Origin of the sequence: Rhizobium sp. RHZ01 (assembly GCF_014851595.1) — a bacterium.
Taxonomy (GTDB): Bacteria; Pseudomonadota; Alphaproteobacteria; order Rhizobiales; family Rhizobiaceae; genus Rhizobium; species Rhizobium altiplani.
Genome location: NZ_JACUZZ010000004.1, coordinates 74,391 through 100,983 on the forward strand (window position 1 = coordinate 74,391; position 26,593 = coordinate 100,983).

At 61.1% G+C, this 26,593-nt stretch carries 26 protein-coding genes and 1 pseudogene; 17 read left to right on the top strand and 10 right to left on the bottom strand.

Features of this window, described 5'->3' with window-relative positions; all coding sequences use genetic code 11:
• Positions 1 to 47 precede the first annotated feature (47 nt).
• The 9 genes from IB248_RS06485 (at position 48) to IB248_RS06525 (ending at position 10,769) form a co-directional block, all read left to right on the top strand.
• Complete coding sequence (locus IB248_RS06485) at positions 48 to 950, top strand: sugar ABC transporter permease (RefSeq protein WP_025660691.1); 903 nt, start codon at positions 48 to 50, stop codon at positions 948 to 950.
• Positions 943 to 1,863 (top strand): carbohydrate ABC transporter permease, encoded by a 921-nt coding sequence (locus tag IB248_RS06490; RefSeq protein WP_018854736.1) that lies wholly within the window; start codon positions 943 to 945, stop codon positions 1,861 to 1,863. Before IB248_RS06485 ends, IB248_RS06490 begins: the two co-directional genes overlap by 8 nt.
• A 3-nt stretch (positions 1,864 to 1,866) precedes the next feature.
• Positions 1,867 to 2,952, top strand: a complete 1,086-nt coding sequence (locus IB248_RS06495) for an ABC transporter ATP-binding protein (protein ID WP_018854737.1) — start codon at positions 1,867 to 1,869, stop codon at positions 2,950 to 2,952.
• 121 nt (positions 2,953 to 3,073) lie between these two features.
• The gene (locus IB248_RS06500) at positions 3,074 to 5,539 is read left to right on the top strand and encodes a glycoside hydrolase family 2 protein (protein ID WP_018854738.1); all 2,466 of its coding nucleotides are present in this window, start codon (positions 3,074 to 3,076) and stop codon (positions 5,537 to 5,539) included.
• A gap of 42 nt (positions 5,540 to 5,581) precedes the next feature.
• Entirely contained in the window at positions 5,582 to 6,343 is a 762-nt protein-coding gene (locus IB248_RS06505; protein ID WP_192240627.1) for a sugar phosphate isomerase/epimerase, read from the top strand.
• Positions 6,344 to 6,351: 8 nt separating this feature from the next.
• Complete coding sequence (locus IB248_RS06510) at positions 6,352 to 7,485, top strand: Gfo/Idh/MocA family oxidoreductase (RefSeq protein ID WP_018854740.1); 1,134 nt, start codon at positions 6,352 to 6,354, stop codon at positions 7,483 to 7,485.
• 67 nt (positions 7,486 to 7,552) lie between these two features.
• Positions 7,553 to 8,584: an L-glyceraldehyde 3-phosphate reductase gene (gene mgrA / locus IB248_RS06515; RefSeq protein WP_062371138.1), complete on the top strand. Its 1,032-nt coding sequence runs from the start codon at positions 7,553 to 7,555 to the stop codon at positions 8,582 to 8,584.
• Positions 8,585 to 8,679: 95 nt separating this feature from the next.
• Positions 8,680 to 10,293, top strand: coding sequence for a glycoside hydrolase family 43 protein (locus IB248_RS06520; protein ID WP_192240568.1), 1,614 nt, complete (start codon positions 8,680 to 8,682; stop codon positions 10,291 to 10,293).
• Between the two features lie 164 nt (positions 10,294 to 10,457).
• Entirely contained in the window at positions 10,458 to 10,769 is a 312-nt protein-coding gene (locus IB248_RS06525; protein WP_018854743.1) for an RcnB family protein, read from the top strand.
• 141 nt (positions 10,770 to 10,910) lie between these two features.
• Here IB248_RS06525 and IB248_RS06530 read toward each other — a convergent pair whose 3' ends face one another.
• Positions 10,911 to 11,897, bottom strand: coding sequence for a zinc ABC transporter substrate-binding protein (locus tag IB248_RS06530; RefSeq protein ID WP_018854744.1), 987 nt, complete (start codon positions 11,895 to 11,897; stop codon positions 10,911 to 10,913).
• A gap of 101 nt (positions 11,898 to 11,998) precedes the next feature.
• Here IB248_RS06530 and IB248_RS06535 point away from each other — a divergent pair, with 101 nt between their 5' ends.
• The 5 genes from IB248_RS06535 to IB248_RS06555 all read left to right on the top strand — a co-directional run bounded on the left by IB248_RS06535 (position 11,999) and on the right by IB248_RS06555 (position 14,832).
• Positions 11,999 to 12,919: a metal ABC transporter ATP-binding protein gene (locus IB248_RS06535; protein WP_192240628.1), complete on the top strand. Its 921-nt coding sequence runs from the start codon at positions 11,999 to 12,001 to the stop codon at positions 12,917 to 12,919.
• Positions 12,912 to 13,727, top strand: a complete 816-nt coding sequence (gene znuB, locus IB248_RS06540) for a zinc ABC transporter permease subunit ZnuB (RefSeq protein ID WP_018854746.1) — start codon at positions 12,912 to 12,914, stop codon at positions 13,725 to 13,727. The genes IB248_RS06535 and znuB overlap by 8 nt, the downstream gene beginning before the upstream one ends.
• The gene (locus IB248_RS06545) at positions 13,724 to 14,122 is read left to right on the top strand and encodes a Fur family transcriptional regulator (RefSeq protein WP_016554263.1); all 399 of its coding nucleotides are present in this window, start codon (positions 13,724 to 13,726) and stop codon (positions 14,120 to 14,122) included. The genes znuB and IB248_RS06545 overlap by 4 nt, the downstream gene beginning before the upstream one ends.
• A gap of 261 nt (positions 14,123 to 14,383) precedes the next feature.
• Positions 14,384 to 14,581: a hypothetical protein gene (locus IB248_RS06550; protein ID WP_018854748.1), complete on the top strand. Its 198-nt coding sequence runs from the start codon at positions 14,384 to 14,386 to the stop codon at positions 14,579 to 14,581.
• Positions 14,582 to 14,628: 47 nt separating this feature from the next.
• Positions 14,629 to 14,832, top strand: coding sequence for a hypothetical protein (locus IB248_RS06555; protein ID WP_018854749.1), 204 nt, complete (start codon positions 14,629 to 14,631; stop codon positions 14,830 to 14,832).
• A 152-nt stretch (positions 14,833 to 14,984) separates the two neighbouring features.
• Here the strand turns inward: IB248_RS06555 and IB248_RS06560 are convergent, their stop codons facing one another.
• The gene (locus tag IB248_RS06560; RefSeq protein ID WP_018854751.1) at positions 14,985 to 15,512 is read right to left on the bottom strand and encodes a gamma carbonic anhydrase family protein; all 528 of its coding nucleotides are present in this window, start codon (positions 15,510 to 15,512) and stop codon (positions 14,985 to 14,987) included.
• Between the two features lie 11 nt (positions 15,513 to 15,523).
• Positions 15,524 to 16,219 carry a fumarylacetoacetate hydrolase family protein gene (locus tag IB248_RS06565; protein WP_018854752.1) on the bottom strand — a complete coding sequence of 232 codons (696 nt, stop codon included), beginning with the start codon at positions 16,217 to 16,219 and terminating at the stop codon, positions 15,524 to 15,526.
• Between the two features lie 193 nt (positions 16,220 to 16,412).
• On the opposite strand from IB248_RS06565, the gene dusA reads away from it, so the two are divergent.
• Positions 16,413 to 17,411, top strand: coding sequence for a tRNA dihydrouridine(20/20a) synthase DusA (gene dusA, locus IB248_RS06570; RefSeq protein ID WP_192240629.1), 999 nt, complete (start codon positions 16,413 to 16,415; stop codon positions 17,409 to 17,411).
• Positions 17,412 to 17,491: 80 nt separating this feature from the next.
• On the opposite strand, the gene IB248_RS06575 is transcribed toward dusA, so the two are convergent.
• The 7 genes and pseudogenes from IB248_RS06575 to IB248_RS31605 all read right to left on the bottom strand — a co-directional run bounded on the left by IB248_RS06575 (position 17,492) and on the right by IB248_RS31605 (position 24,620).
• Positions 17,492 to 17,704, bottom strand: coding sequence for a cold-shock protein (locus IB248_RS06575; RefSeq protein WP_007533154.1), 213 nt, complete (start codon positions 17,702 to 17,704; stop codon positions 17,492 to 17,494).
• A 432-nt stretch (positions 17,705 to 18,136) separates the two neighbouring features.
• Positions 18,137 to 18,340, bottom strand: coding sequence for a hypothetical protein (locus IB248_RS06580; RefSeq protein WP_018116365.1), 204 nt, complete (start codon positions 18,338 to 18,340; stop codon positions 18,137 to 18,139).
• Positions 18,341 to 18,351: 11 nt separating this feature from the next.
• Complete coding sequence (locus IB248_RS06585) at positions 18,352 to 18,957, bottom strand: hypothetical protein (RefSeq protein ID WP_192240569.1); 606 nt, start codon at positions 18,955 to 18,957, stop codon at positions 18,352 to 18,354.
• Positions 18,958 to 20,018: 1,061 nt separating this feature from the next.
• Positions 20,019 to 20,303 (bottom strand): annotated as a pseudogene (locus tag IB248_RS06590) (GIY-YIG nuclease family protein).
• Positions 20,304 to 20,524: 221 nt separating this feature from the next.
• The gene (gene uvrB, locus IB248_RS06595) at positions 20,525 to 23,437 is read right to left on the bottom strand and encodes an excinuclease ABC subunit UvrB (RefSeq protein WP_169680188.1); all 2,913 of its coding nucleotides are present in this window, start codon (positions 23,435 to 23,437) and stop codon (positions 20,525 to 20,527) included.
• Positions 23,438 to 23,595: 158 nt separating this feature from the next.
• Positions 23,596 to 23,979, bottom strand: coding sequence for a VOC family protein (locus tag IB248_RS06600; RefSeq protein WP_018854757.1), 384 nt, complete (start codon positions 23,977 to 23,979; stop codon positions 23,596 to 23,598).
• A 278-nt stretch (positions 23,980 to 24,257) separates the two neighbouring features.
• Positions 24,258 to 24,620, bottom strand: a complete 363-nt coding sequence (locus tag IB248_RS31605; protein ID WP_246779218.1) for a hypothetical protein — start codon at positions 24,618 to 24,620, stop codon at positions 24,258 to 24,260.
• A gap of 633 nt (positions 24,621 to 25,253) precedes the next feature.
• Here IB248_RS31605 and IB248_RS06610 point away from each other — a divergent pair.
• Together IB248_RS06610 and IB248_RS06615 are read left to right on the top strand one after the other, a co-directional pair.
• Positions 25,254 to 25,691, top strand: coding sequence for a VOC family protein (locus IB248_RS06610; RefSeq protein ID WP_169680190.1), 438 nt, complete (start codon positions 25,254 to 25,256; stop codon positions 25,689 to 25,691).
• Between the two features lie 178 nt (positions 25,692 to 25,869).
• A complete protein-coding gene (locus tag IB248_RS06615) occupies positions 25,870 to 26,529 on the top strand; it encodes a dihydrofolate reductase family protein (RefSeq protein WP_169680192.1) in 660 nt (219 codons plus the stop codon).
• The last annotated feature ends 64 nt before the right edge of the window (positions 26,530 to 26,593 follow it).

Below are 26,593 nucleotides of genomic sequence, written 5' to 3' on the forward strand. Positions count from 1 at the left end.
TTCGCTGCTCTGGATCACAGCAGAATTGCGATTCAGGAGGAATTACAATGACGGGTCAAGCGAAAGCCGGCCGGCCAAATCAGTTACTGCGCAATCTGAATTCGAAGATTGCATCCATTCCGATGATCCTGACCGCCTTGGTCATCTTCGTCGGTGGCTCGGCCTGGACGGTCGTTTATTCATTCACGAACTCGAAGCTCCTTCCGCGGTTGAGCTTCGTAGGTCTCGAACAATACAGGCGCCTGTGGGCTGCCCCGCGCTGGATCGTGTCCATCGAGAATCTTGCGATCTACGGCGTGCTATCGATTATCTTCAGCCTGGTGATTGGCTTTGTGCTCGCGGCGTTGATGGACCAAAAGATCCGGTTCGAAAATACGTTCCGTACGATCTTCCTCTACCCATTCGCCCTGTCTTTCATCGTTACCGGCCTCGTCTGGCAGTGGATCCTGAACCCTGAGTTTGGCATCCAATCAGTTGTCCGGTCGCTTGGCTGGACAAGCTTCAATTTCGACCCGCTCTACACACCTGAAATCGTCATCTACGGCATTTTGATCGCCGCGCTGTGGCAGGGCACGGGTCTCGTCATGTGCCTTATGCTCGCCGGCTTGCGCGGTATCGATGAAGACATCTGGAAGGCCGCGCGCGTCGACGGCATCCCGATGTGGAAGACCTATCTCTTCATCGTCATTCCGATGATGCGGCCTGTCTTCATCACGACGCTTGTCATCATCGCCAGTGGCATCGTCAAGGTCTACGACCTGGTGGTGGCGCAGACATCAGGTGGTCCAGGCATCGCCTCTGAAGTGCCTGCGAAATACGTTTACGACTACATGTTCCAGGCTCAGAATCTGGGGCAGGGTTTCGCCGCCTCGACCATGATGCTGGTCACCGTCGCGATCATCATCATCCCGTGGGCCTATCTGGAATTCGGAGGGCGTAAACGTGCCTGATTCTGTTACTCTCAAGACCTCCGGTGGCCGCGCGTCCGGCCCCAGCGGCCCGAAGCCGAAGCGGGTGATCTCTCCGCGCAACATCATTCTCTATGGCACGCTTTTTGTTGCCGCTGCATATTACCTTCTTCCGCTTTACGTGATGATGGTCACGTCGCTGAAGGGCATGCCCGAAATCCGCCTCGGCAATATCTTCTCACCGCCGGTCGAAATCACCTTCGAGCCCTGGGTGAAGGCTTGGGCGACGGCCTGCACAGGCCTGAACTGCGACGGCCTCTCGCGCGGCTTCTGGAATTCGGTGCGTATCACCGTTCCCTCGGTGGTCCTGTCGATCGCCATTGCCTCGGTGAACGGCTATGCGCTCGCCAACTGGCGCTTCAAGGGTTCGGAAGTCTTCTTTGCGATCCTCGTCGTCGGCGCGTTCATTCCCTATCAGGTGATGATCTATCCTATCGTTATCGTGCTGCGTGAGATCGGCGTCTATGGAACTCTGACGGGCCTGATCATCGTGCACAGCATCTTCGGGATGCCGATCCTGACGCTGCTGTTCCGCAACTACTTCGCATCGCTGCCGCAGGAGCTCTTCAAGGCTGCCCGCATCGATGGGGCCGGCTTCTGGCAGATTTTCCTGAAGATCATGCTGCCCATGTCGCTGCCGATCTTCGTCGTCGCCATGATCCTGCAGGTCACCGGCATCTGGAACGACTTCCTGTTCGGTGTCGTCTTCACCCGACCGGAGTACTACCCGATGACCGTGCAGCTCAACAACATCGTCAACTCTGTCCAGGGCGTGAAGGAATACAACGTCAATATGGCCGCAACGATCCTGACGGGTCTGGTGCCGCTCGTTGTCTATTTCGTATCGGGACGACTTTTCGTCCGTGGTATTGCCGCTGGCGCAGTGAAAGGCTGATCCATGAATTCAAGTGTTTCCATCCGAGATCTCTCGTTGAACTTCGGTTCGGTCAGCGTTCTCAAGGACCTCAACCTCGAAATCAACGACGGCGAGTTCCTGGTTCTCCTGGGCTCTTCCGGCTGCGGCAAGTCCACGCTGTTGAACTGCATCGCCGGACTGCTCGACGCATCCGACGGCCAGATCTTCATCAAGGGCAAGAACGTCACCTGGGAAGAGCCGAAGGATCGCGGCATCGGCATGGTGTTCCAGTCCTACGCGCTCTATCCGCAGATGAGCGTCGAGAAGAACCTGTCTTTCGGCCTCCAGGTCGCCAAGGTGCCACAGCAGGAGATCGACAAGCGCGTGGCGCGTGCGGCGGAAATCCTGCAGATCCAGCCGCTGCTGAAGCGCAAGCCGGCCGAGCTCTCGGGCGGCCAGCGTCAGCGCGTTGCGATCGGTCGCGCATTGGTGCGCGACGTGGATGTGTTCCTGTTCGACGAGCCGCTGTCGAACCTCGACGCCAAGCTGCGCTCAGAGCTGCGCGTCGAAATCAAGCGCCTGCACCAGTCGCTGAACAACACGATGATCTACGTCACGCACGACCAGATCGAAGCGCTGACCTTGGCCGATCGTATCGCGATCATGAAAAACGGCATCATCCAGCAGCTTGCCGACCCGACGACGATCTACAACAAGCCACGCAATCTCTTTGTTGCAGGCTTTATCGGCTCGCCGTCGATGAATTTCTTGCGTGGGGAGATCACCAAGCAGGGTGACGAGGCGTTCTTCACTGCCAACGGCGTGAACTTCTCTGTTGCAGCCTATGAGGCGCCCGAATCGCTGCAAGCGGGCCGCAAGGTCATTCTCGGCGTTCGTCCTGAACATGTGAAGGTCAACGAGAATCTCGGCGCCGAGGTCCACGAAGCGACCGTCGACATCGAGGAACCAATGGGCGCCGACAACCTGCTTTGGCTGAAGCATGCCGGCCACACGATGTCCGTGCGTATCAATGGTGCACGCCGCTTCAGCCCCGGTTCCGCCGTCAAGCTCGGCTTCGATATGTCGCTGGCGTCGCTCTTTGATGCGGAGACTGAGCTTCGCATCTAGAAATCGCAATAGGGCGGAGCGTATAGTTCCGCCCGTTCTCCAATCGGCCATCTGGCCACCAAGTTCGGCTGCGGCCCGCGATTGCGGGCGGTCCTAAGCGCGGCCCGATCGGGATAATGCTATGACTTCCTTGCCGACAAACGGGTTTAACCTCGACCTATCCGGATCGTGGAAGCTCACCTCAGCCGACGGCGAGGTCACGACATCGATCACGCTGCCGGGCGATGTGCACACGGCGCTGCATGCCGCTGAACTGATCCCCGATCCCTATTTCGGCCGTAACGAGGAGATCGTTCAGTGGGTGGCGCAGCGCGACTGGGTGCTGGAACGCAGTTTCACGCTGTCCGAGCCGGACGGCGAGTGGTATCTCGATATCGACTATCTCGATACCGTTGCCGCGGTGTTCGTCAACGGTTCTCCGGTGCTGCTCGCCGATAACAGCTTCCGTCGCTACCGGCCCGATGTAGGTGGCCAGCTGAAGACTGGCGAGAACCACATTCGGATCGTGCTGCACTCGAGCATTTCGGCCGGTGCCGACCGGCAGGCCAAGCAGCCGTTCTACATCCCATATCACCCCGGCAATTCGCCTATTGCGAATGGCAATATGCTGCGCAAGCCGCAGTGCCATTTCGGTTGGGACTGGAACATCGCGATTGCGCCGCTCGGCCTCTATGGCACGATCGCTTTGCGCAGGCTCGAGACTGCGCGCATCGACCACGTCACGACACGTCAGGTCCATAATCTCGACGGCTCCGTCGATCTGCAGGTGACGGCGACATTGTTCGCCAAGAATCCGGGGATTGTGCCTGTTCATTTTACGCTCGACGGGGAACGCATTCGGCTCGACGTAGGCGTCGGCGCCGGCGAAACCGTCGTCAACCACGTCTTCCAGATCGATAAGCCGCGCTTGTGGTGGCCGGCGGGCAGTGGTGAGCAGGCGCTCTACACATTGACTGTCGATCTTCCGTCGGATGCGGTCAGCAAGCAAATCGGTCTTCGCACCGTCGAGCTGATCACGACGCCCGATGCCGCCGGCAGCCGTTTCGCGCTGAAGGTCAACGGCCGCGAGATCTTCTGCCGCGGCGCCAACTGGATCCCGGCTGATGCGCTGTTTTCGCTGTCATCGCCCGAGAAGACTGAAGACCTGCTGCAGTCGGCTCATGCCGCAAACATGAACATGATCCGCGTCTGGGGCGGCGGCTTCTACGAACATGACTATTTCTACGATCTTTGCGATCGGATGGGCCTGATGGTCTGGCAGGATTTCATGTTCGCCTGCAACCTCTATCCTTCGACGGAGGATTTCCTCGACAACGTCGCGCTTGAGGTCGACTATCAGGTGCGCCGTCTGTCCTCGCATCCGTCGATCGCGCTGTGGTGCGGCGACAACGAACTGGTCGGTGCGCTCACCTGGTTCGACGAGTCGAAGAAGGATCGCGACCGCTATCTTGTCTCCTACGATCGCCTCAACCGTACGATCGAGCAGGCGATGAAGAAGGCGGCGCCCGACGCCATCTGGTGGCCGTCGAGCCCGGCATCCGGTTATCTCGATTTCGGCGATGCCTGGCATGCCGACGGTTCCGGCGACATGCACTACTGGTCGGTCTGGCACGAGAACAAGTCGTTCGACAATTATCGATCGGTGCGCCCGCGCTTCTGCTCGGAATTCGGCTTCCAGTCCTATACGTCGCTGCCTGTCATCAAGACCTACGCCGATCCGAAGGACATGAACGTAGCGTCGCCTGTCATGGAGCTGCACCAGAAGAATGCAGGTGGCAACGAGCGCATTGCCGGGACGATGTTCCGCTATTTCCGCTTCCCGAAGGACTTCCCGAATTTCGTCTATCTCAGCCAGATCCAGCAGGGTCTCGCAATCAAGACCGCAGTGGAATACTGGCGGTCGCTGAAGCCGCATTGCATGGGCACCATCTACTGGCAGCTCAATGACACATGGCCGGTCGCCTCGTGGTCGAGCCTCGACCACGGCGGTCGCTGGAAGGCGATGCATTATCTGGTCAAGCGCTTCTTCCAGCCGGTCGCCGTTGCGGCGATCCCTGATGAGGACGGCAAGCAGATCCGCTTCTCGCTGGTCAACGACACGCTTGCCGAGGTCAGCATCGACCTGTCGGTCTCGGTCCTCGACATGAAGGGCGAACGCAAGCACCTGAAGGACGTGCAGGCGGTCTGCACCCCTGACGCAGCCGTAACGGCGACGAGCATCGACGTTTCCGAAATTCCTGCCGGGACACTGCTTGCCTGGCGCTTCACGGCGTCGAATGGCATGGGTGGCGAGGGGCACTATGTGCACGGCACCTACAAGGCACTGGAGCTCGAGGCTGCGGGCCTCATGGTCACACACGAGTATGTCGAGGAAGACGGCTCCGTGTGCCTTAACGTCACTGCGAAGGGACTTGCGCTCTTCGTGATGATCGAGACCGAGACCGACGGCAAGTATTCAGACAATGCCTTCGATCTGGCGGCGGGCGAGACGCGCCGCATTACCTTCACCCCGGCAAAGCCGCTCGAGGGCGGCACCTTGCCGGAATTCCGTTTCTACGACCTGCAATCCTGTCAGTCCGTGGATTGATCCTGACTGAAATGCAATGGGCACGAGGCCCGAGGAGGAATGATGACGAAACTGAGTTTCCAGCTTTACAGCGCCCGTAACTTCCAGCCCTATTCGGCGATCTTTGAAAAGCTCGGCAAGGCCGGCTATCAGGAAGTCGAAGGTTTCGGCGGCATCTATGCCGACCTCGATGATGCCGGCCTGAACAGCCTGCGTGCCGAACTCGACAAGAACGGTCTTGTCATGGCCAGTGGCCATTTCAGCCCCGATTTCCTCGACGGCGAAGTCCAGAAGTCGCTGAACATTGCAAAGGTCCTCGGCATGGACTCGATCTATGCGCCGCATCTCGCCGCCGAGCAGCGCCCGACCGATGGTGCCGGCTGGCTGGCCTTCGGCAAGCGGCTGCATGAGATGGCAAAGCCCTACAAGGATGCCGGCTATGAGTTCGGCTGGCACAACCACGACTTCGAATTCGTGAAGCTCGCCGATGGCTCACTGCCGATCGAACGCATCTTTGAAGGCGCTCCTGACATTTCCTGGGAAGCGGATATCGCCTGGGTCGTTCGCGGTGGTGCTGACCCGTTCTCTTGGATCGAAAAGCTCGGATCGCGCATCACCTCGGCTCACGTCAAGGACATTGCGCCGGCTGGCGAGAACAAGAACGAGGATGGTTGGGCAGATGTTGGCCACGGCACTCTGCAGTGGGCCAAGCTCATCGCTGCACTCAAGAGCACCAAGACCAAGCACTACGTCGTCGAGCATGACAACCCGGCCGATGTCGACCGCCTGATCACGCGCTCGATCGCATCCTTCAAGACTTATTGAGGCATATCATGACCAAGGAACTTGGCGTCGGCATCATCGGATGCGGCAACATCTCCACCACCTACTTCTCACTCTCTCCGCTTTTCAAGGGTCTGAAGGTCCTGGCCTGCGCCGATATCAACGTGCAGGCTGCCCAGGCCCGCGCCGAGGAATACGGCGTAAAGGCGCAGACGATCGATGAGCTTCTCGCCAATGACGAGATCGACGTCGTCGTCAACCTGACGATCCCGGATGCTCACTTCCCGGTTTCCAAGGCGATCCTTGAATCCGGCAAGCACGTCTATTCGGAAAAGCCGCTGGTTCTCACCCTCGAGCAGGGTGAAGAGTTGCGCCGCATTGCCAAGGAGAAGAACCTCTCCGTCGGCTGCGCGCCGGATACCTTCCTCGGCGGCGCGCACCAGCTTGCCCGCAAGTTTATCGACGACGGTGGCATCGGCCGCGTCACCTCGGGCGCGTGCTACGTCATGAGCCCGGGCATGGAGATGTGGCATCCGAACCCGGACTTCTTCTTCCTGCCCGGCGGCGGCCCGATCCTCGATCTCGGTCCATACTACATCGCCAACCTGATCAACCTGATCGGTCCGGTGAAGCGCGTCGGCGCGATGACCTCCATGGCGTCCGAGACCCGCACCATCACCAGCCAGCCGCGTCATGGCGAGACCATCCCGGTCAAGACGCCGACGACGATCCAGGCGATCCTCGAATTTGTCAGCGGCGCGACTGTCACGCTGACGGCGAGCTGGGATGTCTGGTCTCATCGCCACGCCAACATGGAGCTCTATGGCACCGAGGGCTCGCTTTACGTGCCGGATCCGAACTTCTTCGGCGGCGTCGTCGAGGCCAGCGGCAAGGACAAGGACATCAAGCCGGTCGAAGGCTGGGAACATCCCTTCGGTATCTTCAACCAGGAGAGCCCGCAGGGACCGCGCGCCAACTACCGCACGGCGGGTCTCGCCGACATGGCGATGGCGATCATCGAGGGGCGCGATGCGCGTTGCTCGCTCGATCGCACGCTGCACGGCGTCGACGTCATGACTTCAATCCTGAAGTCGGGCGAGGAAGGCCGTTTCATCGAGCTGACGACGACCTGCACGCAGCCGGCCGCACTCGGCATCGAAGAAGCGCAGGCGCTCTTGAAGTAAGCGACCAAAGGACTATGGTCCGGCGCGGGCGACAAGCCCGCGCTTTTTCGCTTAAAGGATCAGAATTATGAGCTGGCAACCGGCTTCCGACCGCTATTCAAAGATGAAGTATAACCGCACAGGCCGTTCCGGCCTGAAGCTGCCTGCGGTATCGCTCGGCCTCTGGCACAATTTCGGCGGCGACACGCCGCATGACCGCAAGATCGACATGTGCCGCACGGCCTTCGATCTCGGTATCACCCATTTCGACCTCGCCAACAACTACGGCCCGCCTCCTGGGAGCGCCGAAACCGCCTTCGGTGAAATCCTGCGCACTGAATTTTCAGGCCTGCGCGACGAGTTGATCATCTCGTCCAAGGCCGGCTACGACATGTGGCCGGGTCCCTACGGCGAATGGGGCAGCCGCAAGTATCTGATCGCGTCGTGTGACCAGAGCTTGAAGCGCATGGGTCTCGACTACGTCGATATCTTCTATTCGCATCGTTTCGATCCGGATACCCCGCTCGAGGAAACCTGCGGCGCGCTCGATCATATTGTCCGCTCCGGCCGGGCGCTCTATGTCGGCATCTCGTCCTACAATTCGCAGCGCACCCGGGAGGCTGCCGCTATCCTGAAGGATCTCGGGACGCCGTGCCTGATCCATCAGCCGAGTTATTCGATGCTCAACCGCTGGGTCGAGGACGACAAGCTGCTGGATACGCTTGACGAGGCCGGCATGGGGTCGATCGTGTTCTCGCCGCTGGCGCAGGGTATGCTGACGACCAAGTATCTCGGCGGCATCCCGCAGGATAGCCGTGCTGCCCAGAACCACTTCCTCAAGAAGGACTTCATTCGTCCTCAGATCATCGACAACATCCGCAAGCTCAATGAGATCGCGGAGCGTCGTGGCCAGACGCTGGCGCAGATGGCGATTGCCTGGGTTCTGCGTGGCGACCGGGTGACGTCGGCGCTGATCGGCGCGAGCCGTTCGTCGCAGATCGTCGATTGCGTCAAGGCGCTCGACAATCTCGAATTTACCGCCGCTGAGCTCAAGGAGATCGATGTCTATGCCCGCGAGGCCGACATCAATCTCTGGGCAAAGTCCGCGGAACGCGAATAAACCGAAGCGCCCGGTCCAGTGCGCCGGGCGTTTCTCCTATCATTTTTTGATGTACGTGCGGCAAGCCGCGCGTATTTCAGGGAGGAGACTTCACCATGATCCGCAACCCGATCCTGCCGGGCTTCAACCCCGATCCATCCATTTGCCGCGTTGGAGACGACTACTATATCGCCACCTCGACGTTCGAATGGTATCCCGGCGTCCAGATCCATCATTCGCGCGATCTTGTGAACTGGACGATGGTTCGGCGTCCTCTCGAGCGCAAGTCGCAACTCGACATGCGCGGCAATCCCGACAGCTGCGGCGTCTGGGCCCCCTGCCTTTCTTATGCCGACGGGCTGTTCTGGCTGGTCTATACCGACGTCAAGCGCTTCGACGGCAACTTCAAGGATGCGCATAACTACATCGTGACTTCGCCAACCATTGAGGGCGAATGGTCGGAGCCGGTCTACGTGAACTCTTCGGGCTTCGACCCGTCCCTGTTCCATGATGAGGACGGCCGCAAGTGGTTCATGAACATGCAGTGGAATCATCGCACCGAGAGCTTCGGCGGTGCGCCGAAGTCGCCGGCCTTCGATGGCATTCTGCTGCAGGAATGGGATGCGGCGACCAGGTCGCTGAAGGGCCCGATCAAGAACATATTCGCCGGCAGTTCGCTGGGCCTCGTCGAGGGACCGCATCTCTTCAAGCGGAACGGCTACTATTACCTGACGACCGCCGAGGGCGGCACTGGCTACGACCATGCCGTCACCATGGCTCGTTCGCGCACGATCGACGGTCCCTATGAGATGCATCCGAACAAGCACCTCATCACGTCAAAGGATCATCCTGAAGCCATTCTCCAGCGAGCAGGGCACGGCCAGTATGTCGAAACGCCCGACGGACAGGCCTATCACACGCACCTCTGCGGTCGTCCGATGCCGCCAAAGCGCCGCTGCACGCTCGGTCGCGAGACCAGCCTGCAGAAGTGTGTCTGGAAGGAGGACGGGTGGCTTTACCTCGGGAACGGCACTGTTGTTCCCGATGTCACCGTGCCGGGACTGGCCGGCGCTGTGCCGGTCGAGAAGCCCGTGCGCAGCGAATACAGCTTCGACGGTGGAAAGCTGCCTGATGATTTCCAGTGGCTTCGCACGCCACAGCCGGAGCGCATTTTCAACCTTACCGATCGGGCAGGACATCTGAGGCTGATCGGGCGCGAAAGCATCGGTTCGTGGTTCGAACAGTCTCTTGTCGCCCGTCGTCAGGAGCACCACAGCTTCAGGGCGGAGACGGTCGTGGAGTTTGATCCCCACACCTACCAGCAGGTTGCCGGCCTGACGCATTACTATAACAGGCACAAGTTCCACGCGGTCGCCGTGACCCTCCACGAGAAGCTAGGACGGTGCGTCACCATTCTCTCCTGCAATGGCGACTATCCCCACAGCCGTCTCGACTTCCCGGTCGGCAGCGGCGTTGCGGTGCCTGCCGAAGGGCGCGTTCAGCTTTCCATGGAAATCCGCGACAATGACCTGCAGTTCTTCTGGCAGACGGAAGGCAAGGGGGCCTGGCAGCCGATCGGGCCTGTGCTGGATGCCGGTGTGGTCTCCGACGAGGGCGGACGTGGCGAGCACGGCTCGTTCACCGGTGCATTCGCCGGCGTTTTCGCCTTCGATACGTCGGGTCGCGCAAAGACCGCGGATTTCGATTGGTTCAATTACGAGGAACTATGATCGAACCAGCGACATCGCCTGAAATTGCGGGAGATGTCGCATTTGCTAATTTAATAGATACTTTTAAACACGTGTTTTCATTACGTAAGTTTAATCAAACTTTCAGTTTCGGTTCATCATTTTGGACCTAGGTTCTGGGCGTGTTCAACACGAGGAACCTCCCAATGAAAAAGCTCACCACCGTCCTTCTCGCTACTGCTGTGCTCGCTTCTCCGCTGCTGGCAACGACCGAAGCGAGCGCCCAGGATCACCGCCGGCCGGTCGTCGTGGAGCGCGACGTTCACGTCACGAAGTACAAGTGGAGCCGCGGCCATCGCATGACGCCTACCGAGCGCCGCCATATGCGTGACGTGCGCGACTATCATCGCTACCGCCTGTCGGCTCCGCCACGCGGCTATCGCTGGGTGCAGGTCGACAACGACTTCCTGCTCATCGGCTCGGTCAACGGTGTGATCGCGAACATCGTCATTCGCTAAACGCTGACGTCACCATGTGAAAAGGGGGCTTTAATGCCGCCCTTCTGATTCAATCAGACGCCAATTACAGGCTTCCGTAGGACGCTGTGCGCGTGGCCAGAACTAGTGAAGGGCGGGGGTTCCGCACCCGCCCCTGCAATCTCAGCTTTCTCGCGCGAGGCAGGCCTTCATGCTGTTGGCAATGCCGAGCATGAGGTTGGGATAGAGGTCCGCGCCGGCATCGAGCGTGGCGGCCTCCGGATCGAGGACACCGGCCTTCGCCTTGGTCCCCTCGATGACCACATCGACCAATCGCGGCTGGAACTGCGGTTCGGCGAAGACGCAGGTGGCGCCAAGTTCGCCGACCTTCTTGTGGATCTCCGCAATGCGTTCCGCGCCGGGGATCGTTTCGGGGCTGACGGTGATCGAGCCCGCGACCCGTACATGATAGCGGTTCTCGAAATACTGGTAGGCATCGTGGAAGACGATGAACGGCTTGTCCTTCACCGGTGACACGATGCCGGCGATTTCCTTGTCCAGCGCGTCGAGGCTGTCGTCCAGCGTCTTGGCGTTGGCCTGGTAGGTGAGGGCATTGGCGGGGTCGGCTGCGACGAGGGTGGTGGTGATCTCGGAGGCCATCGCCCTGGCATTCTGCGGATCGAGCCAGAGATGGGTGTCGAAAGTCCCGTGATCGTGGCCCTGATCGGTGTCGGCACGGGCATGATCGTGTCCATCGCCGTCATGATGATCTTCACCGTCATGGTCGCTGTGGTCGTGCGGTTCGAAGGCGCCGCCCTCACGGAACTTGAGCTTGGTCAGGCCGGGCGCCTTGTCGAGCTCGGCGACGACGGCATCAGACCCGATCGCCTCCAGCGGCTTCTCCAGAAACGTTTCAAGCCCGGGACCGACCCAGAACACCACCTTGGCGTTTTGCAGCGCGCGCGCGTTTGACGGCTTCATATTGTAGGTGTGGGGCGAGGCGGCGCCATCGACGATCAGTTCGGGTGTGCCGACGCCCTGCATGATCGCCGATACGAGCGAGTGAACCGGCTTGATCGAGGTCACCACGACAGGCGCATCCGCCGTTCTGCCCGCCTCGGCAAAGAAGATGGCGGGAATTGCGAGGGTAAGGGCCGTCGCGAATTTCATCGGTGTACTCCGCTTGAATTGCAGTTGTAATGTTATTACATCGATTGCGTTATGCTATAACGTGTGCGATAGCAAGTCGCAACAGCACATTCGGAAAAATGATGTTCTCTCCCGCAAATTCCGAAGCGAAGCCATTGGTCTCGCTTTCCAACGTCGGCGTCCAAAGAAGCGGCCGCTGGCTCGTCCGGGGCGTGGATTTCTCGGTCTCGCGCGGCGAGATCGTGACGCTGATCGGCCCCAATGGCTCGGGCAAATCGACCACCGTCAAGACGGCGATCGGCGTGCTGAAGCCCGATGAGGGTACGGTTGAACGCGCCGACGGCCTCAAGGTCGGTTATGTGCCACAGAAGCTTGCGATCGATTGGACGCTGCCGCTCACCCTACGCCGGCTGATGACGCTGACCGGACCGCTCTCCGAACACGACATGACCGCCGCGCTCGAAGCCGTCGGGCTTTCACATATGCTCGGCGCCGAAGTGCAGCATCTCTCGGGCGGCGAGTTTCAGCGGGCCTTGATGGCGCGGGCGATTGCGCGCAAGCCTGATCTCCTCGTCCTCGACGAACCCGTTCAGGGCGTCGATTTCTCAGGCGAGATCGCGATCTACGACCTGATCCAGTCGATCCGCAACTCGACCGGCTGCGGCATCCTGCTGATTTCGCACGACCTGCATGTCGTCATGGCGGCGACGGATACCGTCATCTGCCTCAACGGCCATGTCTGCTGCCGCGGCACACCGCAGGCGGTGACGCAGAGCGCCGAATATGTCCGCCTCTTTGGTAGCCGCGCTGCGCAGGCGCTTGCCGTCTACAGCCATCACCACGACCACACGCATCTACCGGATGGCCGTGTGCTGCATTCCGATGGCTCCGTCACCGATAACTGCCATCCTGATGACGGCCACCATCATGGCCACGAAGGGCACGACCACGCCCACCACAACCACGCCGGTCACAGCCACGATCATCATGCTGACGATCATAGCCATGATCACAAACAGCCCGCAGGAGAGCGCCATGTTTGACGATTTCTTCGTCCGCGCGATCCTTGCAGGCGTCGGGCTTGCGCTGACGACCGGCCCGCTCGGCTGTTTCATCATCTGGCGGCGTATGGCTTATTTCGGCGATACGATCGCCCACTCGGCACTGCTCGGCGTCGCGCTCTCGCTGCTCCTGCAGTTCAACCTGACGCTTGCCGTGTTCCTCGTCGCGGCTACCGTGTCGATCCTCCTGCTGTTCCTGCAAAAACGCCAGGCGCTGTCTGCGGATGCGCTGCTCGGTATTCTGTCGCACGCGACGCTGGCGATCGGTCTCGTCATGGTCGCCTTCATGAGCTGGGTGCGCATCGACCTCATCGCTTTCCTGTTCGGCGACATCCTTGCGGTCTCGAAGACGGATATTGTCATGATCTGGGGCGGCGGCATTCTCGTTTTGGCGGCGATCGCCTGGCTCTGGCGACCGCTTCTGGCCTCCACGGTCAACCCCGAGCTTGCCGAGGCCGAGGGACTGCAGCCGGAGCGGGCGCGGCTGTTCTTCATGCTGCTGATGGCTGTTGTCATCGCAATCGCCATGAAGATCGTCGGCATCATGCTGATCACCTCGCTGCTGATCATCCCGGCGGCCGCAGCGCGCCGTTTCGCCTCGACGCCTGAGGTGATGGCGGTCTTCGCCTCGCTGATCGGCGCCGTCGCCGTGGTCGGCGGGCTGTTCGGTTCGCTGACCTACGACACGCCCTCCGGCCCCTCGATCGTCGTCGCGGCCCTGATCCTTTTCATTCTGAGCCTGCTGCCGAGGCGCGGGCGCGGGCAGGCCTTGGAAGGACAACGTTCATGAACGCACCTGCTTTGACCAAGAACCAGGCTCTCGTTTTCGAGGTACTCGAAAAGGCGGACGGACCGCTCAGCGCCTATACGATCCTCGACAAGCTGCGCGATCATGGTTTTCGCGCGCCACTGCAGGTCTACCGCGCCCTCGAGAAGCTGCTCGAGTATGGCGTGGTGCACCGGCTGGAAAGCATCAACGCCTTCGTCGCCTGCGCCCATCCGGACCAGAACTGCCACAGTCACGGCATCGTCGCCTTCGCGATCTGCGAGAGCTGTGGGCATGTCATGGAGTTCCACGACCACGAGGTCGATCACCGCCTCATGGACTGGACGCGCGGCAAGAAGTTCAAGGCAGAGAAGACCACGATCGAGATCCGTGGTCTGTGTGAGGCGTGTGCCGCTTAGGCCTGACCGCTCAACCAAATTCTCTCTATGATTGCTGATTATTGTTTATGTAAGTATTGATTGTATTTGTAGCTGGTTTATGATGTTCGGCGGGGCTGGGGACTCACACATGCCGAAATGTCATCTATCTTTGCTGATATTGGCAATTCCGCTCAGCGGATGTTCCATCTTTGCGCCTGTTTACAACGAGGCCGTCTATACGAAGCTTGACGGCGCACATTCGAGCCTGACGAAAATCGATATTACATCGAAGCTCTCGCCATGGTGAAGGACGCGGGCGATATCGCAGGGCGGCGCACGGCTTATCTCCAGGGCAAACCATCTGCGCGCGCCGCACAGCTCGTGGCCGACAACATCGAACGCTGCCGGCAGGCGATCGAAGCATCCCGGGCGAAGTTCGAGGCCAAAGGTCAGCGGGCCAACGAAACGGACAATATTACGATCGTTCAGAACACCTGAGGCATAGCCAGAACGATGGAGGGGTCATTGAAATAGGGGGGACAGCCATGTCTGTTGACGCGAATTTCGCACCGGAATCTGCCGAAGAACTGCTTGAAGGCCTGCTGTCCGTCGCTGCCGCGACGGCAAAGGGCCAATGGACCGCCATTCGCGACGAGATGACCTACCAGCTGGGTTTCATCGCGCAGAAGACCGCCAAGGTCATGGCGCAGCTTGCGGCGAGACGATCACCGCCAAGTCTGCTGACCTGACGCTGCATCTTCTCGAACTCAATCTCAACAGCGCGTGGCCGAGTTCGAATTCCTCCTTTATGTCGCCGCGCAGAAGATCCTGAACGCCGTTTTCGATCTCGTGAAGATGGCCGTCAAGAACGTGACCGGCGTCGGTCTGCTGTTCTAACAGTTCAGAGTGGGCGCAAGTCCCGCGCGAAACGTTGCCAGTTGCCGACATATTTTTCGGCTGAGCGGCGTAACCCGGCGATCGCCGCCTCGTCCAGGGTGCGGACCACGCGCGCCGGCGAGCCGACGATCAAGGAGTTATCCGGAAACTCCTTGCCCTCGGTGATCAGCGCATTTGCGCCGACGAGGCAGTTGTTGCCGATCTTGGCGCCATTCAGCACCGTGGCACCCATGCCGATTAGGGAATTGTCGCCGATCGTGCAGCCGTGGACGATGGCGTGATGACCGATGGTGCAGCCTTCGCCGATCGTTACGGGAAATCCCGGATCGGTGTGCAGCATCGCGCCTTCCTGGATGTTCGTCGCCGCGCCGACGGTGATCGGCTCGTTATCGCCGCGCAGCACTGCACCGAACCAGACGCCGACGTCGACGCCAAGTAACACCTGACCAATGACATGGGCATCCGGGGCGATCCAATAGTTGCCTGATGGCGGCAGGTCCGGCATCAATTCGCCAAGCGCGTAGACAGGCATGACGTCTCCCCTCAGGCCACGTTGATCGACAGCGTGGAAATGCCGTCGATGCCGCAATCGACACGGTCGCCCTTCTTTACGGCGCCGACGCCTGCCGGCGTACCGGTCATGATGACATCGCCCGGCGCCAGGATGAAGAGTCTCGAGAGTTCGGCAATGATCTCAGGCACCTTCCAGATCATCTGGTTGAGGTCGCCATCCTGGACGCGCTTGCCGTTCAATTCCAACCAGATCCGGCCCGCCGAGGGATGCCCAAATTGGCTTGCCGGGACGATAGGCGACACCGGTGCTGAATATTCGAAGGCCTTGGCGACTTCCCAGGGGCGGCCGAGCTTCTTCGCCTCGGCCTGTAGATCGCGACGTGTGAAATCGATGCCGACGGCGTAGCCATAAATGCAGTCGAGCGCCTTGTCGGCGGCGATATCCTGGCCGCCGGCTTTTAGCGCCAGCACACACTCGACCTCGAAATGCACATCGCTGGACAGCGGCGGGTAGGGGAAGTCCTTGCCTGCGGGCAGCAGATTGTCGGCGTTCTTCTGGAAAAAGAACGGCGGCTCGCGGCTCGGGTCATGGCCCATCTCGATCGCATGGTCGGCGTAGTTACGCCCGACGCAGTAAACGCGGCGTACCGGGAACGCCTCGGCTGTGCCTTCGACGGGAAGCAGGACGGGATGCGGAAGCGGGATGACGGTGGCGGGAAGGGACATTGCACGCTCTTGCTGTTCGTGAGTCCTGACATCTTAGACGGAAAGCAACGGCGGGGGAACGCGTGGTTCGACAACGCAGCATCATCATCGCCTTGCATCCTGACATGGCTGCCTTGCGTGAGGAAAACTGGCGTTTTGCCTGCCTTTACGCTATGAGCGCGGCATGACGACATCCAATTTCTACGCCGAGGCCCTGACGTCGGGCCAGCCGATCTTCGCGATTGCGCCGATGATCGACTGGACCGATCGCCATTGCCGCTATTTTCACCGGCAGATCAGCCGCAATGCGCTGCTCTACACGGAAATGGTGGTGGCCGATGCGATCATCCATGGGCCGCGCGAACGGCTGCTGTCCTTCGACGGAGCGGAGCATCCGGTGGCGCTGCAGCTCGGTGGGTCGGATCCGGCGAAACTTGCCGAGGCGGTTCGGATCGCTGGCCCTTACGGCTACGACGAGATCAATCTCAATGTCGGCTGTCCCTCGGACCGGGTGCAGTCAGGCACCTTCGGCGCTTGCCTGATGCTGACACCGGAGACGGTGGCTGCCTGCGTGGCGGCGATGAAGGCGGTGGCCGACGTGCCTGTCACGGTGAAGTGCCGGATTGGTGTCGACGAGCAGGATCCGGAAGCGGCTCTGCCCGATCTTCTCGATCGTGTGCTCGATGCCGGTGCCGACGCCGTCTGGATCCACGCCCGAAAGGCCTGGCTGAAGGGCCTGTCGCCGAAGGAGAATCGGGAAATCCCGCCGCTCGACTACGAGATCGTCTACCGCACGAAAGAGGCGCGGCCCGATGTCTTTATCGGCATCAACGGCGGCATCCAGACGCTGGACGAGGCGGCTGATCATTTGAACCACGTCGACGGCATCATGCTCGGGCGTGCGGCCTACCAGAACGCCGCGATTCTTGCCGATGTCGACCATCGCTTCTATGGCGCGGTTGCCGACGAAGCTGACTGGGGCGATATCCGCGGCCGGATGATGGCTTATGCCGAGCGCCATATCGCCAACGGCGGGCGGCTGCAGCAGGTGGCGCGGCACATGGTCGGGCTGTTTACGGGGCTGCCTGGCGCGCGGCGCTACCGACAGATTCTCTCGACCGACGCGGTCAAGATGGGAGCAGGCCCCGAGGTGATCGCAGCCGCCTTTGCGGCGGTGGATTTCGAGGGCGCGCGGGAAACGGTCAGCGCCTAGGGCGACGCTACGACCGGCCAAACGAAAAACGGCGCCCCTTGCGGAGCGCCGTTCTCTTTCCTGCCGAAGCAGAGAATGAATTAGTTAGCCGAGATGTTCACGGCCTTCGGGCCCTTGCCCATGCGGTCCGGCTCGGTGTCGAAGGTGACCTGCTGGCCTTCGCGCAGCGACTGGATGCCAGAAGCCTGGAGCGCGGAGATGTGGACGAAAACGTCCTTCGCGCCGCCTTCCGGCGTGATGAAACCAAAACCCTTGTCCTGGTTGAAGAATTTTACGGTGCCCTTGGTGGCCATTGGGATAGTCCTTTTCCCTTAGTCTGTTTGGTATCCATCCCCCGCGAGAGGAAACGGACGGCTTTAGCTTTCGCGCTCCCTCATCAAAATTCAGCGCGCGAAGGGTCAGTCGAGTAGTTCACGAACGGGGAAAGAACGTCTACGTACGCGGGTGTCCCCCACGCTGCCTTCCTGCCGGAAAGCTTTACCACATCAGTCCAGTCACCGGCATGCAAATGCCCGAGAGCCGCATTTGGTGACAGCATTCGAAGCAAAAGGCAAGCGGCAATATTGTGGCACCAGAATCGCCGGAGCGGGAATCGCCAAAGATTCAGACGCTTGACGAATTGTAAGCATTCACAGCCACTGCTGTGCCGTTTCCGGAAACTGTGCCGGAACGGCACCCCCGCGCGCCTTTGCCCCCTCGGCCGTGACCGCCTCGAGCGCGCAATCCTAGCGGGCAGCCGCGCTGGCGAGCTTGTGCTGCACGATGTCGGCGCTGCCGCGCACATGCGACACGACGGGCTTGCCGCTGGCATCGGTGACGGCATAGGCGACAATGGTGACGTCTTCCTCGAAGGAGGAAACGTAGATGACCTGCTCGGGGTTGATATAGATCGTGTTGTTGTGGGTGTTCCTGAAGCCGACGAAGGCCATGCAATGTCTCCTTATGCGCTGCCGGGGCAGGTATGCCACCCAGGGGTTGAAGCAAGTTTAACGGGCGGCGCTGCCGAAGAGGATGCCTTGCAGTCCGGTGCGAGATCGTCCGACACGAGCACGCGCCGCCGTACCGCTCCGGCGGTCATCGCCGGAAACGTGTTTTCCAGCTCCACGCGGCGGGCGCTTGGCCGGCCCTGATCCTGTCGATCGCGTCGAGGCCGCCATGGGCGCGATGGCCGGGGCGGCAGGGCGTGGCGGACGATCTTGGTCACCGCATAGTGATACTCGGGCGGCTTGTCGATCAGCAGCCGGTAGAGATTGCCGAAATGGCCGGACTGCGCCGCCTCGTAGACGCTGGCGGCGAAATCGAAGAACTCGTCATGCGCCTTCCGCTCGTCCTCGGTCAGCATGGTGTAGCAGAGCGGCAGCCTGTTGTGGGTGAAGACGAGCACGCAGGATCGCGTGCGGCGGCAGTTGCGCACGCCGCAGACCCTCGCTGGCAGGCCGAGCATCTCGGCGGTGCGCAGGCGCAGCCTCAGCGTGCCGTAGTCGCCGATCCGGCGTTCCCATTCGCTCATCGTCGCTTCGTCCGTTTTCCCTGCGGATCCCATCATGTCTGCGCCTCCGTCTCTCCTTCGCCGGTGCGCCGGCGGCGGCGCGCGGCATTGCCTTCACGCGGCTGGTTTCGCCCGTGGTTTGATCCTGGCATCGGTTTGCCGTCCCGTGCGGGCGACAGGGTTCGGACGGGGTGCTCGAAAGAGCCTCATCTGAAAAGTGTAAAATGGCGCTGTCGAGCGCCCCGTTCGGCGGTTTATGCCGTCAACTCCGGTCCCTCTGCCGCCTTGCCCGAGGAAGCTTCACTGCTCCTGGGGGCCATGTGTGCCACACAGGCACGTCCGGGGCTCAACTCGACGCCGCATTCGCGCGATCGCCGCCGTCCCCGGAGGGAGACCATTTTCTGCGGACCCGGTGCATGAGGTTTTGCGTCCGACCCTCACACCCGCGCCGGTCCCGCCTCGCCGCAACGCCTTGCGGTGTATCCGTGACGGGACGAGAGGGATGATGGCATGTGTTGGGAGGGGTGGGGATGAATTTCGAGTAGAATTTCACCTAACGTGTAAAAGGAAAGAAAGTAGGCCCATCAAATCATGCGCATAAATTTGCTCACATGCGCTGATCTCCGCACTTCTCAATGCGGGCCTCTATTGCGGAGGCCCGCTCGTGTGCCGATAGGACCGGCTAACGGACCTTGCTGAACTCGGCTATAATATCATCCACGTTGATCTCGCTCAGCTTACTAAATAGTAATTCTGGAGATATTACATCAATATGATCCGCTCCCAAACGTTGGACCAGCGGAGGCTGGAGTTTTCCGGCTTGTGTCAGGGGGGCGGGCTGGTTGCGCCTCCCGGATTCATCAGTGCGATCGGGACCTTGTTGCCGATCGCACCATGTGGCCGAACCATCACTTCCAGGTCGCCGTGTTCCCGTCATGCATGATCCTTGTGGTTGAAAAAGTCAAACACACCACCAGAGATAAAACCAGGTTTTGCACAGCCTGCATTAGAACTGCTTTGGAGAAATATTACCACGTGAGGACCCCGGATCAGGTCCGGGGTGACGGGTAAGTTGGCGACGAGTGCCGCGCGGATGAGGTGGTGTTGTGGGCACGAGTTCAGGGGCCGTGCAGGAAATGGGCGATGTCCTCCCAGTCGGGGTTCATTGTCTCGATGAGGTCGAGTTTCCATTTGCGCGGCCAGTTCTTGATGGTCTTTTCGCGAGCGATCGCATCGGTGACGAGGTCGTATTCCTAGACGAGCGTCTTGACGCCGTAGCGGCTGGTGAAGCCCGGGGTGAGGTTGGTCTGATGCTCGAAGAGGCGGCGCGGCAGGTTGGATGTCACGCCCGTGTAGAGCGTGCCGTTGCGCTGCGAAGTCAGGATGTAGACGTAGCCCTTCATGAGCGGATGATGCGTGTTCCTGAGATAGAATGCAATCAGCGATGGCCGTCATGCCGGACTTGATCCGGCACCCAGCGGCGCGATGTCCATCGCGCGGAGATTGCTGTTGTTTGCTGATTCATTCACCGTGCGGACGCGCGGTTGCTGGATCTCCGATCAAGTCCGGGATGACGGGGAGTGTGGGTGGTGGCGCGACAGAGGGAATGGTCTGGCCGAGGCGATCACTGCCCAGGCCGCCCCGTCTTGCCCTTCGTGCGCCCCTTGCGCTTCTGGTCCACCGGATCCTCATAACTCCCCACGCCCGCCTTGCCGCGCACAAGCGGCCTGACGTCGTCGCGCTCCGGCTGGCCTTCCAGCAGCGGTGAGAAGCGCTTCGTGCCCTTGGCGGCGTCGGGCTTGTCCGGCAGGTGGCCGGCGACCGGCTTTTCGGTGCGGCCGACGGTCATTTCGTCGAGGCTGTTGCGGCGGAAGAGGCTCTTGCCAGCGGGGTCGGCGACGTCGCGGCCCATATCGTCGAGATCGGGTTTGCGGAAGAGCGGGGTTTCGGTGTCGGTGCCGGGGCCCATGTCGTCGAGGCCGGGCTTGGCGAAGAGCGAGCCGCCGCCTGCGGCCGGCTTGCCGCTCTTCTTGCCGCTGCCTTCCTGCGAGCGGGCTTCCTCGCGTGCCATCGGGTCGTCCATGACCGCGAGTTCGGCGGCCTTGAGGCGCTTGATCTCGTCGCGCAGGCGGGCGGCCTTCTCGAAGTCGAGGTCCGCGGCGGCGTCGCGCATCTGCTTTTCCAGCGCGTTGAGATGGGTCTGCAGGTTGCCGCCGACGAGGTTGCCGCCATCGGCAAAGCCCTTGCCCGAGGCGCCCGATATGTCGGCGCGGACGTGGTCGCGTTCGTAAACCGAGTCGAGGATGTCCGAGATCTTCGCCTTGACGCTCTCCGGCGTGATGCCGTGTTCCTCGTTGTAGGCCACCTGCTTTTCGCGGCGCCGCGCGGTCTCGTCCATGGCGCGCTGCATCGAGCCGGTGATGTTGTCGGCATAGAGGATGACCTTGCCGTCGACGTTACGCGCGGCGCGGCCGATCGTCTGGATCAGCGAGGTCTCGGAGCGCAGGAAGCCTTCCTTGTCGGCATCGAGGATGGCGACGAAGCCGCATTCGGGAATGTCGAGGCCTTCGCGCAGGAGGTTGATGCCGACGAGCACGTCGAAGGCGCCGAGGCGGAGGTCGCGGATGATCTCGATGCGCTCCAGCGTGTCGATGTCACTGTGCATGTAGCGGACGCGGACGCCCTGTTCGTGCAGGTATTCGGTTAGGTCCTCGGCCATGCGCTTGGTCAGCACGGTGCAGAGGGTGCGGTAGCCCTTGGCCGCGGTCTCGCGGATTTCGCCGAGCACGTCGTCGACCTGGCTGCGGGCGGAGCGGACCTCGACGGGAGGGTCGATCAGGCCGGTCGGGCGGATGACCTGCTCGGCGAAGACGCCGCCTGACTGGTCCATCTCCCAGCCGCCGGGGGTGGCCGAGACGGCGATCGTGTCGGGGCGCATGGCGTCCCATTCCTCGAAGCGCAAGGGACGGTTGTCCATGCAGGAGGGCAGGCGGAAGCCGTATTCGGCGAGCGTCGCCTTGCGGCGGAAGTCGCCCCGGTACATTCCGCCGATCTGCGGGATGGTGACGTGGCTTTCGTCGATGAAGACGATGGCGTTGTCGGGGACGTATTCGAACAGCGTCGGCGGCGGGTCGCCGGGGTCACGGCCAGTGAGGTAGCGCGAATAATTCTCGATACCCTGGCAGGAGCCTGTCGCTTCCAGCATTTCGATATCGTAGCGGGTGCGCTGTTCCAGGCGCTGGGCTTCCAAGAGACGGCCGGCCTTCTCGAGTTCGACGAGACGGAGCTTCAGCTCCTCCTTGATCGACTTGATGGCGGCGTTCAGCGTAGGGCGCGGGGTGACGTAGTGCGAGTTGGCGTAGATCTTCACCGATTTCAGGTCGCCGGTCTTGGCGCCGGTCAGCGGGTCGAACTCGGTGATGGCGTCGATCTCGTCGCCGAACATGGAGATGCGCCAGGCCGCATCTTCCAGGTGGGCCGGGAAGATTTCGATGGTGTCGCCGCGGACGCGGAAGGAGCCGCGCTGGAAATCCATGTCGCGGCGCTTGTATTGCTGGGCGACGAGGTCGGCGAGCAGCTGGCGCTGGTCGAGGCGGTCGCCGACGTTCATCTGGAAGGTCATGGCGGTATAGGTTTCGACCGAGCCGATACCGTAGATGCAGGAGACCGAGGCGACGATGATGCAGTCGTCGCGCTCGAGCAGCGAGCGCGTCGCCGAGTGGCGCATGCGGTCGATCTGCTCGTTGATCGAGGATTCCTTCTCGATATAGGTGTCGGAGCGCGGGACGTAGGCTTCCGGCTGGTAGTAGTCGTAGTAGGAGACAAAGTACTCGACCGCGTTGTCGGGGAAGAAGTTCTTGAACTCGGAATAGAGCTGCGCGGCGAGCGTCTTGTTCGGCGCCAGGATCAGGGCCGGGCGCTGGGTTTCCTCGATCACCTTGGCCATGGTGAAGGTCTTGCCGGAGCCGGTGACGCCGAGCAGGACCTGGCTGCGGTCGCCATTGCCGAGGCCCTCGACGAGGTCCTTGATGGCAGTCGGCTGGTCGCCGGCGGGCTGATATTCGCTGTTCATGCGGATCGAGATGCCGCCTTCGGACTTGTCCGGCCGGGCGGGGCGGTGCGGCGTCCAGATCTTGCCGTTCTTGTGCAGCGGGTTGCCGCTCTCGATCAGCGCCGACAAAGCCTCGACAGTGGCGGTGACGGCGGTGCCGGCCTGCAATGAGGCGGCTTCCTCCAGCGTCGTGTCCATGCCCGCCACCGGATTGAGGCCGGCGGCCGCACGGGTCTTCGGATCGGTCGAGCCGCCCATCGACGTGCCGCGCGCCGACTTCGAGGCGGCGATTTCGACCTTCTTGCGGTGCTTTCCGGCCTTCGAGGCGATCTGGCGTTGCGTCTCGACACTTGACGCCTCGGCATCGGCCTCCAGCTGCTTCACCCAGTCGGCAACGGAACCGGACAGGGGAGCGCCCTCGAAGGACGACTGCGGAGCTTCCTCGAAGCCAACAGGGGCGGCGGATTTCTTCGGAGTTTTGGCCATGGGCGGAATATGGCGAGAGTCACCGCGAAAGTGAAGGGGCAAAGAGTACTGATGGGGGAGCGACGCGTGACGTGGCGGGGGTGCCGCGTCCAGGCGGCGTTGAAGCCACCCGGTCCTGATCATCGTCGTTACGGCTGCTTGCGGATATCAGGTCGGCGTCATCCGCGTGCCGGCTGAAAGAGCTCAACGGAATTTCCGGAGGGATCAATCAGCAGGATCTGCGACCCGCCCGGTCCGGTGACGATCTCGTTGCGGAACTGGACGCCGGCGCCGCGCAGGCGCGCCACTTCCGCCGACAGATCGTCGACGATCAGATGGATGCGGTTCCAACCGCCGGGGCGGGGCAGTTCGCCGTCCGGCATCGGCCGTCCCGCGGAACTGGTCGGTCCGCTGAGCAGCAGCCGCAGCGCTCCACGCCGCACATCCGCGAAGGCGGGAGCGTAATTCGTCAGAACGGAAAAGCCGAGATGCGTCGTGTACCAGGCGATGGCTGCCTCGACATCATCGACCATGTAGCGGACATTGACTGTGGTTTCCGCCATGTCCTCCTCCCGATGTTGGGCGGCCAACGGTGGCGCCGGTCGCCGTCACGCGTAACCGCCAATTGTCTCACCAGGAAAAGTGTCGCGGCCCGGAGAAAAGGGAAGCCCGTCGCGGCAGATGATGTGCGCCTCATTTGCGTGCGGGCTGTATAGTGGCTGAAAAGCTTGGGCGCCTGGGACGTCGGGTGCGAACACGCACTCGGTCTCGCTCTTGCGGCTCACCCCTGCCACGGGCACAGGGGTGAGGAGTGTTCGATGCGTAAACGGGAACCGACCGGCTAGGGGAGGCTGCGAAAGAAGGCCAGCGACGGCATGAAGAAGTATTCGCCGCCCTTCATGGTCACTGCCTGCGGCGGTGCGGTCGTGGTGGTCATCGTCGAGTCGCCCCATTGCGCCGGACAATCGATATCGGGGCGCGGGTTGGGGCTCTGGCCGATCACCAGGTTGAGACCGGGGCTTCCGGCGCCTGCGGGCACCAACAGGGCCCGGCCGCCGGCCGGGTCGGTGAATTTCAGGAACAGGACGGTCAGGAATTCGCGGGTGTGCGCCTTGACGATGTTCGGTTGGAGCTCGTCGAGCATCACCGCTGCGTCTCCTGCCGCGTTCTCCCACGAGAGCGGCTGGGTAAGATCAAAAGGCATGGCTTCTCTCCACAGGGCTTGTCGGCCTAGGATGTCAATGCGCATGGCGGTAACTGTTCAGACCGACGATTGATCTACTGTTGTCTTCAATATGTCTGAGGTCCCAGGCTATCGTTCTTTCGCAAGCGGTATCATCGCCGCCAGACAGCTGACGGGCGTTTTGCCGGTATCGATCTATTTATGCTTACTTATCTTGGTTGCGCGATTGCAACCTGTATATGTATTTCACGAATTACCTTTTGTCGCGATAACTATTTATAACTAGAGGCTTGGCGGAAATTTCCGTACCGAAATTGGGGCGTTCGCTTTGTGGTAAACGCTCCGGTTGTATCCGCGTGCATCAACTGGCGGCGTTTGCTGTTGAGGTGCGGATGGAACGAGAGTGATTGCAGGACGCCTCGTCATCGGCTTCAGGTCACTTCGCCCAGTCGACGACGCCCGACAGGATAGCGCCTTACAGGTTCGATTTTATCTCAGACGGTTGTCGGCACGTCGCATGGGCGATCGTCCTTGGAGTGTAAGAGACGTTTGAAAGCCGGGTGGCGTTTTGAGGCCGTCCGGATTCAAGCGTCTGACGCGGACAGTACTAGGCGACACCTTGTAGATTGGAACGACACCTTGGAGATTGGAAGCATGGCGCTCAAGCGGATGGATAATGTGGGAATCGTCGTCGAAGACCTCGGAGAGACGATTGAATTCTTTCGCGAGCTCGGCCTCGAGCTCGAAGGGCGGGCCACGATCGAGGGAGAATGGGCCGGACGTGTCACTGGACTGGCCCATCAGCGTGTCGAGATTGCCATGATGCGCACACCCGATGGACACAGCCGGCTTGAGCTCTCCCGCTTCCTTGCGCCTGATGTCGTCGCAGATCACCGGAACGCCCCGGTCAACGCCCTAGGCTACCTCCGCGTCATGTTCGCCGTGGACGACATCGACGAGACGCTTGAAAGGCTCCGCAGGCGCGGCGCGCAACTCGTGGGCGAAGTCGTCCGGTACAAAGATATATATCAGCTCTGCTATATCAGGGGGCCTGAAGGGGTTCTCATCGGGCTCGCCCAAGAACTCAGCTGAGCGCAATACGAAGACAAGACTAATGTCAGCGAGCGAGTCCGAGGCAGGCCCAGTGTTCGAGATCCATCCCGCCATGGCCGGCCGCGTTCTCGCCAAGAGCAATTAAGTCGTCAATACCGGCCGGCTCGCTCGAGAAAGCCGCCGTCAGCAGCCTAAACGGCCACAAAGGAGAACAGGCATGAGGAAGATCATCACTGGTGCATTCGTCAGTCTCGACGGCATCATGCAGGCGCCGGGCGGTCCGGACGAGGACCCGATCGGCGACTTCAGGTATGGCGGCTGGGCCGCTCCCTATTTCGACGAGGCGATGGGCGAGACCGTGGGTGAGATGTTCGCCAATCCTTTCGATCTTTTGCTCGGCCGCAAGACCTACGACATCTTCGCCGCGCACTGGCCCTATGTCGCGGCCGACGACCCGATCGGTCCACTTTTCGATCGGGTCACCAAATATGTCGCGACCCGCAACCCGGACTTTGTGCCCAGCTGGCAGAACAGCCAGGTGCTCGGTGCCGATGTGGTCGGCGCGCTCAAGGCGTTGAAAGGCGGCGATGGACCGCACCTGTTGACACAAGGGTCAACCGACTTCCTGCAGACGCTTTTCAAGAACGACCTGGTCGACGAGCTGAATATTTCATTCTTTCCCGTCGTGCTCGGCAAGGGCAAGAAGCTGTTCGGTGACGGCGCCTTTCCGGGCAAACTAAAGCTCGTCAGCTCGCGGGTTTCGGGCTCCGGCGTTACTGCGAACAAGTATGTTCGTGACGGCGACATCGTCACCGGCTCGTTCGAATTCGAGCAGCCGACTACGGCCGAGCTCGAGCGACGCAAGAACCTGACCTGAGGCAATAGCCGGGTGGTGCGGCATAGGCTGGGCGAGGAGCGGCGGCAATGCATCGCTCTTCGTC

Coding starts and splice junctions, on each gene's coding strand:
- IB248_RS06485 (WP_025660691.1), top strand. CDS start 48: ATGACGGGTCAAGCGAAAGCCGGCCGGCCAAATCAGTTACTGCGCAAT.
- IB248_RS06495 (WP_018854737.1), top strand. CDS start 1,867: ATGAATTCAAGTGTTTCCATCCGAGATCTCTCGTTGAACTTCGGTTCG.
- IB248_RS06500 (WP_018854738.1), top strand. CDS start 3,074: ATGACTTCCTTGCCGACAAACGGGTTTAACCTCGACCTATCCGGATCG.
- IB248_RS06505 (WP_192240627.1), top strand. CDS start 5,582: ATGACGAAACTGAGTTTCCAGCTTTACAGCGCCCGTAACTTCCAGCCC.
- IB248_RS06510 (WP_018854740.1), top strand. CDS start 6,352: ATGACCAAGGAACTTGGCGTCGGCATCATCGGATGCGGCAACATCTCC.
- mgrA (WP_062371138.1), top strand. CDS start 7,553: ATGAGCTGGCAACCGGCTTCCGACCGCTATTCAAAGATGAAGTATAAC.
- IB248_RS06520 (WP_192240568.1), top strand. CDS start 8,680: ATGATCCGCAACCCGATCCTGCCGGGCTTCAACCCCGATCCATCCATT.
- IB248_RS06525 (WP_018854743.1), top strand. CDS start 10,458: ATGAAAAAGCTCACCACCGTCCTTCTCGCTACTGCTGTGCTCGCTTCT.
- IB248_RS06530 (WP_018854744.1), bottom strand. CDS start 11,897: ATGAAATTCGCGACGGCCCTTACCCTCGCAATTCCCGCCATCTTCTTT.
- IB248_RS06535 (WP_192240628.1), top strand. CDS start 11,999: ATGTTCTCTCCCGCAAATTCCGAAGCGAAGCCATTGGTCTCGCTTTCC.
- znuB (WP_018854746.1), top strand. CDS start 12,912: ATGTTTGACGATTTCTTCGTCCGCGCGATCCTTGCAGGCGTCGGGCTT.
- IB248_RS06545 (WP_016554263.1), top strand. CDS start 13,724: ATGAACGCACCTGCTTTGACCAAGAACCAGGCTCTCGTTTTCGAGGTA.
- IB248_RS06550 (WP_018854748.1), top strand. CDS start 14,384: ATGGTGAAGGACGCGGGCGATATCGCAGGGCGGCGCACGGCTTATCTC.
- IB248_RS06555 (WP_018854749.1), top strand. CDS start 14,629: ATGTCTGTTGACGCGAATTTCGCACCGGAATCTGCCGAAGAACTGCTT.
- IB248_RS06560 (WP_018854751.1), bottom strand. CDS start 15,512: ATGCCTGTCTACGCGCTTGGCGAATTGATGCCGGACCTGCCGCCATCA.
- IB248_RS06565 (WP_018854752.1), bottom strand. CDS start 16,219: ATGTCCCTTCCCGCCACCGTCATCCCGCTTCCGCATCCCGTCCTGCTT.
- IB248_RS06575 (WP_007533154.1), bottom strand. CDS start 17,704: ATGGCCACCAAGGGCACCGTAAAATTCTTCAACCAGGACAAGGGTTTT.
- IB248_RS06580 (WP_018116365.1), bottom strand. CDS start 18,340: ATGGCCTTCGTCGGCTTCAGGAACACCCACAACAACACGATCTATATC.
- IB248_RS06585 (WP_192240569.1), bottom strand. CDS start 18,957: ATGATGGGATCCGCAGGGAAAACGGACGAAGCGACGATGAGCGAATGG.
- uvrB (WP_169680188.1), bottom strand. CDS start 23,437: ATGGCCAAAACTCCGAAGAAATCCGCCGCCCCTGTTGGCTTCGAGGAA.
- IB248_RS06600 (WP_018854757.1), bottom strand. CDS start 23,979: ATGGCGGAAACCACAGTCAATGTCCGCTACATGGTCGATGATGTCGAG.
- IB248_RS31605 (WP_246779218.1), bottom strand. CDS start 24,620: ATGCCTTTTGATCTTACCCAGCCGCTCTCGTGGGAGAACGCGGCAGGA.
- IB248_RS06610 (WP_169680190.1), top strand. CDS start 25,254: ATGGCGCTCAAGCGGATGGATAATGTGGGAATCGTCGTCGAAGACCTC.
- IB248_RS06615 (WP_169680192.1), top strand. CDS start 25,870: ATGAGGAAGATCATCACTGGTGCATTCGTCAGTCTCGACGGCATCATG.